General features: G+C 63.0%; 7 protein-coding genes. 4 read left to right on the forward strand and 3 right to left on the reverse strand.

From position 1 onward, the window contains the following. Both JMF90_RS21090 and JMF90_RS21095 read left to right on the forward strand, forming a co-directional pair. A partial coding sequence (locus tag JMF90_RS21090) for a LuxR family transcriptional regulator (RefSeq protein WP_201317177.1) occupies positions 1-632 on the forward strand: 632 nt, incomplete at its 5' end. Between the two features lie 252 nt (positions 633-884). Further along, positions 885-1508: an acyl-homoserine-lactone synthase gene (locus JMF90_RS21095; protein WP_082409431.1), complete on the forward strand. Its 624-nt coding sequence runs from the start codon at positions 885-887 to the stop codon at positions 1506-1508. A 155-nt stretch (positions 1509-1663) separates the two neighbouring features. Here the strand turns inward: JMF90_RS21095 and JMF90_RS21100 are convergent, their stop codons facing one another. Continuing rightward, positions 1664-2224, reverse strand: a complete 561-nt coding sequence (locus tag JMF90_RS21100; RefSeq protein WP_077178144.1) for a hypothetical protein — start codon at positions 2222-2224, stop codon at positions 1664-1666. A 332-nt stretch (positions 2225-2556) separates the two neighbouring features. Here JMF90_RS21100 and JMF90_RS21105 point away from each other — a divergent pair, with 332 nt between their 5' ends. Next, positions 2557-2859, forward strand: a complete 303-nt coding sequence (locus tag JMF90_RS21105; RefSeq protein ID WP_054928418.1) for an H-NS histone family protein — start codon at positions 2557-2559, stop codon at positions 2857-2859. 330 nt (positions 2860-3189) lie between these two features. Then, positions 3190-4056 (forward strand): ion transporter, encoded by an 867-nt coding sequence (locus JMF90_RS21110; RefSeq protein WP_054928419.1) that lies wholly within the window; start codon positions 3190-3192, stop codon positions 4054-4056. Between the two features lie 316 nt (positions 4057-4372). On the opposite strand, the gene JMF90_RS21115 is transcribed toward JMF90_RS21110, so the two are convergent. Continuing rightward, positions 4373-5041: a MarC family protein gene (locus tag JMF90_RS21115; RefSeq protein WP_011548575.1), complete on the reverse strand. Its 669-nt coding sequence runs from the start codon at positions 5039-5041 to the stop codon at positions 4373-4375. Continuing rightward, a complete protein-coding gene (locus JMF90_RS21120; RefSeq protein WP_236598013.1) occupies positions 5038-5757 on the reverse strand; it encodes a hypothetical protein in 720 nt (239 codons plus the stop codon). Before JMF90_RS21120 ends, JMF90_RS21115 begins: the two co-directional genes overlap by 4 nt. Positions 5758-5775: the final 18 nt, after the last annotated feature.

The raw sequence follows: 5775 nt of genomic DNA on the forward strand, positions 1-5775 counted from the left end.
AGTTGGGCTTCCCACGCTTTGCCATCAGCCGAGTCTCACGAAGACACACGGGAAACGGCCGCTCGATGGCGGTCGAGACGCTTTGCGCACGCTATCCGGATCATTGGGTCGCCCATTACGCGCAACGAGACTACGGTCCGGTCGATCCGGTCCATCGGATGGCGTTTGCCCGTGCCACACCCTATCGATGGGCCGACATCAGAGGCTTGAATCGCATCGAGCAACGCGTGCTCGGTGAGGCACGCGACGCGGGATTAACCAGTGGCGTGAGTATCCCGCTTCGCGAGACCAACGGTGACATCCTGCTGGTGAATCTCGCCAGTCCGTCGCCGGAGATCAAGACAGAAGTCCACATGCGCCTCGCGAGCTCAATTGGCGCGCTCTTTCATCAAGAGCTCCATCGATTGATGAAGCCCCATCGGCCTGAGCCGGCGATTGAACTCTCCCCGCGCCAACAAGAGTGCCTTGCGTGGGTTGCCCGGGGTAAATCGTCATGGGCGATCGCCTCCATTGTTGGCATATCGCCCCATACCGTTGACTACCATATCGCCGAAGCGATGAAGATTCTGGGCATCAACAGTCGAACCGCGGCAGCTGTGCATGCCGTCACAACCGGTTTGATCCAGGTGTAAGCGGCCAGCAGGACCGTCTGCGGCAGTTCCTGCCGGCCACCCGACCATCGACCGGCCTCATTGTGGACTCGTGGCGCCATCAGCACATTCGAGCTTACCCGCGCGTGCCCGCACAATCGCATGCATCGCGATGGCGACTCGCTACGGGCGTCCTGTCAACTTCATCGGCGCCGCACCTCCCCACCTAACTAGTTCCCCTCACCTCACGCGCTTGATAGCGTGGCATCGGCTATTTTGTTTGAGGGGAAAATCGTGCCATCCATCTTCGCTGGCAGTTTCGACGACATGCCAACTATGATGCATCGCCGCCTCGGCGTGTTCCGCTACGACGTATTTGTAGGTCGACTGGGTTGGCAGTTACCCGGAGCGGACGCGACGAGCCTGACCGAATGGGATCAATTTGATCGGGGTCGTACGATTCACGTCGTCTCGGTCGATCAGGCTCAGCACATTTGCGGGTGTGCACGATTGATACCGACCACACAGCCGTATTTGCTCCAGACACTGTGCGCGCCTTCAGCGGCTCTAGACTTGCCATGCGCACCCACGGTCTGGGAACTGTCGCGGTTTGCCGCCCGCTGCGGGGCAAACCCGATCATGCGCGCATCAACTGGAATGCAGCTGTTTCCTTCGATTCTCGCAATCGCCGCGTCACTGGGCGCCACATGCGTCATCGGTGCCATGACACGTGCCGTGGCACGACTTTACCAGCGTTGCGGTCTGGCGCTCCAAGTCGTCAACACTGTCGAAACCGCAGGTCGTCCAGCTTACCTGATTGGCGCAATCGAACTCACGCGATCGACGTTCACGAATCTGGGGTGCAACGCGCACGAGCTTTTGGCCGCCGTGACATGGCTCGGCGCCCATCCCACGTGAGTCGCACTTTCGATGTCCGTGCCCCCGCCCGATACCAGCGGTCATTGAAAGGCCGCTGGCCGGTGTCAAACACCGTTTCCGACCAGAAACTGGCGGCATCTCGGCGAGATTGCGCGCCGCGCCGGGTTTGAACACACTCGCCCGGCGCGAACGCGCTACATGCGCGGGCCCGCGCGATGATGTCGGCGATCGGTGTCTTTCACCCAGTCCGGCCGAATCGCAGATGCATAAGCCTGAGCACTGCGTGACGCTTCGCCGTTGGCCTGAGCAGAAAACCCAAGTCGCTCGTCGATGGCACGCGCCACGGTCGACGATTTGGGCAGGCGTCGAGGATCACAATCGGCCCAAAACGTGAACATGCTCTCGAACAACACGCCCAAGATCGTTGTCGTATAAGGCAATTCGACCGTGACAAGCTTGCCGGGCGAATCAGCTTGAAGGGGCAAACCAGACATTGGCATTGTGGTTCCGCCCATGCCCGTGCACACCGCGTGAAGCTCGCGTTGCAATCGCGCCTCGACATCGCAATGGCTGACGGAAGAATCGACAATTGCACGGGTCAAGTTAGCCAGTTCCTGGGTTTTCAGCTCAAGGCGATTGTGCAATCGACCGACTTCCTGTTCTGCTCGCCGCACGCGCGCTTGCAGCGCCGAGCATTCGTCGGGCGACAGCGAACACTGCTCGTTCGTATAGTCAGCCTTCTCGGGGCGTTCCATGCGTCCACCTCTTCATGACCATGATCACCTCGGCACTGAGCCTCAACGGGATCAACCTACTCAAAAGCGGTAACACCGCGCGCAAAAACCAGCTCAATCGCTACGCAATCGATTTGCGATGTCGCCGCATATCGTTCGCCGGCCAGCCGATGCAGTGTTTGCTGCGGAACGACGCATCGTCAACTACGAGACTATGGAGGTCAGAAGCGTGAGATTTTCCGCGACAATTCATTTGAACGCACGCACCCTCGCTTTCGCGAGCCGGTTTAATCGGTCGTACGCGCCGATCTTTTCCAGTTTCGACGCGAGCTCATCCGATAGGAGTCGATTCGATGCCAACGTATCTCGAATTGAAGGCGCAAGCTGAACAGCTCAGACAACAAGCAGAACAGGCCCGCCTGGCTGAGCTTGACATCGTTCTCGCGGAAGTTCGCGCGCGTGTGGCCGAATACGCGCTGACCCCCGAGCAGGTCTTTGGGCGTCGGCGCAGCGCCTCCGCCCCGCAGGTCGGCCAAGGTCGTATCCCGGCCCGGTATCGCGATCCCAAAACCGGCGCGACGTGGAGTGGCCGCGGTCGCGAACCCGGCTGGATCAAGGGGAAAAAACGCGAGCGATTCCTGATCGAACAGGTCTAGAGGGACACCGCGTGGTTTTCCGTCCCGTCTCATGTCGTGCGCGCAGGGCATATCAGTTGCATTGAGCGGGCACAGCACACAACGTCTCGGGACTACGCTCAACGAGCACTGATACGGCTCGGTGCAAATCTGCGAAGCTCATGCGTTAAGACTTAGAACGGCACCGATAGTCTGAGCGGCACCAACTCGGGACGCACCATTGCGTCAACGTTGATGGTTTCCGGCGCATCCCTGGAAACAGGGCACGAAAGAAGATCGGGGCCGGCTCATACAGCTCATATCGGACAGGTCCGATTGGCCCGGCGAGATGCCGTCCGTACACTGCGGCACATGATTTCACTGATCCAGTCCTCCTTCGATACGGCGCGCAATGCCCTCGCGCATGTCGCGCGCCGCCCTGCTTTCCTGCGCAAGCTCGACATCGCGGTGCTCGCGCTCATTGTCGCGAGCGTGCTCGTCGTGATGGCCGACAGCGTGCAGACGCTGCACGCGCAATACGGCCATGCGCTCTACGCGGCCGAATGGGCGTTCACGCTGCTGTTTTCCGCCGAGTATCTGCTGCGCCTCTGCACCGCGAAGAAGCCGGTCGCGTATGCGCGCAGCTTCTTTGGCATCGTCGATCTCGTGTCGGTGCTGCCGACCTATCTCGCGTTCTTCTTCCCCGGCCTGCATGCGCTGATCGACGTGCGGCTGCTGCGTCTGCTGCGCGTGTTCCGCATCCTCGGGCTGTCGATCTATCTCGAGGAAGGGCAGATGCTGATCCGTGCGCTCACGCGCGCGCGGCGCAAGATCTTCGTGTTCATCGGCGGGATGTTCGTGCTCGTCGTGATTCTCGGCACCGTGATCTTTCTGGTCGAAGGGCCCGAGCACGGGATCACGAGCATTCCGGTGGGCGTCTACTGGGCGGCCGTGACGATGAGCACGACCGGCTACGGCAACCTGACGCCCGTCACGCCGCTCGGCCGGTTGATCACGTCGTGCGCGATCCTGCTCGGCTACGGGATCATCGCGTTTCCGACCGGGATCATGGGCGCCGAACTCGTTGCCTCGGCGATGGAGCGCGCCAGGGCGAACACGCGGCCAAGCGACGGCAACGGGCCGTGCTGCCCGCACTGCGGCGTCGCGCTTCCCGCGCAACGTGCGCCGGACACCCATGCGCACCGCAGCGTGCCCGCCAAAGGCCGCCACGCGCGATAGCCGCGGCAAGAATCAGCCCTGTCCCGAGTAGCTTCCGTCGTCGCTGGCGTAATGCGACGGGCAGCATCGGCAAGATCTCCCGGACACGCACGAACGTCTTGATTGCCTCTCGGAACAAATCAGCCTTGTCCATTCCGGGTTCGGCTACCTGGGGGGTTTTCGTATCAAGATCGTCGTCAATCGCTTGTCACGCTGGTTCGCATGGCGGCCCCTGATCGGATTTGACGCACGAACACACCGACCTCAGCAACAATCGCCTCGAGAAATTCATGCTCCCACGCGGTTCAGACGCGTGATCGGCCGTTGCCGGGATCCCTCACCCCGCGTGCCCGCCCAGCATCTGCGCGAATGCCGCCAATCCCGTCAGCATGATCTGCACGCCCACGCACAGCAGCAGGAACGCGGAGACGCGCATCGCGACCTTCGTCCCTTCGCTGCCGAGATAGCGCGCCAGCGTCGTCGCACGGCTGTAGATCTGCCAGATCGCGAACGCGACCAGCGCCGCGACCGCCACCGAGATCACGCCGGACAGCACATAATCCTTCACGCCGTGCGAACGGTTCGCATGCAGCGCGATACCGGCCGCGATCGAGCCGGGGCCGATCGTGAGCGGCACCGTCATCGGAAAAAACGCGCGCGACATCAGATTCGGGAAATCGCTGCCCTGCGCCATCGACGCGTCGGTCGAGACATCCGGCACATTCAGCATCGACCAGCCGGCCACGGCCACCGCGAAGCCGCCGCCGATTCGCAACGCTTCCATCGAGATGCCGAAGAAGTTCAGCACCGGCGCGCCGACGAAGAAGATCACGAGCAGCGTGAAGAAAACGTTTCGCCCGAGCTTTTTCGACAGCAGCGCGCGTTCGGGCTCGGTCAGCGACTGCGTGCGCTCGAGAAACACGAATGCCATCCCGAACGGATTGATGATGCCGACGAGACCCATGAAGCCGAACAGGATTTCGGGGATCAGGCGGTCGAACGTCATTGCGTACCTGCGCTTCCGGCTTCGACGAGACGGGTGTGACTCGGCAACGCCACCTGCAGATCCGTGCCCGGCGACACGTCGGCCGATGCCGCACGCGCCGGCTCGCGCGTTTCGGCGAGCCATTGCTTGAACTCCGAGGCGGTCATGCCGACGGCGGCATGAGCCGGCCGCGACGCGGCCGACGATGCGTCGTCCTGACGCTCGGCATGCGTGCGCGATGCCGCGCCCGACGCGGGAGCCGCCGCGGCGAGACGCTCGCGAGCGGTTTCCGGGCGCACCGATTTCCTGCGCGCCGTGCTCGCGGATTTCCGCTCGGAAGGCGTCCCGGCCGATGCACCCGGCATCGGCGCGGCTTCATCGCGTGCGGCCGCCCGTACGCCGATTGCCGTGGCAGCCGCCGCGGCTGCAGTGCCCGACGCGTCGTCCGGGTCAGCGGGCACGATCACGGATGCCGTCTCGCTCCGGGCCGGCGTCGTCGCGATCGCCGCCTGATAAACGGTGTTTCGCGCCGGGGCGCGCCTGCCGCCATGAAACGCGTGCGCGCCCGCCAGGCCCACGGAACCCAGTATGAGACCGGCCACCAGCGTCAGCACCGTCGGCTGCCATCCCCGGCGTGCCAGACGCGGCTTCACCCACGGCTTGTTGTCCGAACCGAAATCCGCCGCGCGCACGGCGGCGGGCACCGGCGCCTCGCGCGTGCCGCTCAGGTCGAACACGCCCGGCTTCGGCTGCTT

The sequence above is a fragment of the Burkholderia sp. E168m23 genome (assembly GCF_016586125.1).
Taxonomy (GTDB): Bacteria; Pseudomonadota; Gammaproteobacteria; order Burkholderiales; family Burkholderiaceae; genus Burkholderia; species Burkholderia orbicola.

What these genes read in the sequence shown, in the direction of transcription:
- JMF90_RS21105 (WP_054928418.1), top strand. Translation starts at nt 2,557, where the DNA reads ATGCCAACGTATCTCGAATTGAAGGCGCAAGCTGAACAGCTCAGACAA.
- JMF90_RS21110 (WP_054928419.1), top strand. Translation starts at nt 3,190, where the DNA reads ATGATTTCACTGATCCAGTCCTCCTTCGATACGGCGCGCAATGCCCTC.
- JMF90_RS21100 (WP_077178144.1), bottom strand. Translation starts at nt 2,224, where the DNA reads ATGGAACGCCCCGAGAAGGCTGACTATACGAACGAGCAGTGTTCGCTG.
- JMF90_RS21115 (WP_011548575.1), bottom strand. Translation starts at nt 5,041, where the DNA reads ATGACGTTCGACCGCCTGATCCCCGAAATCCTGTTCGGCTTCATGGGT.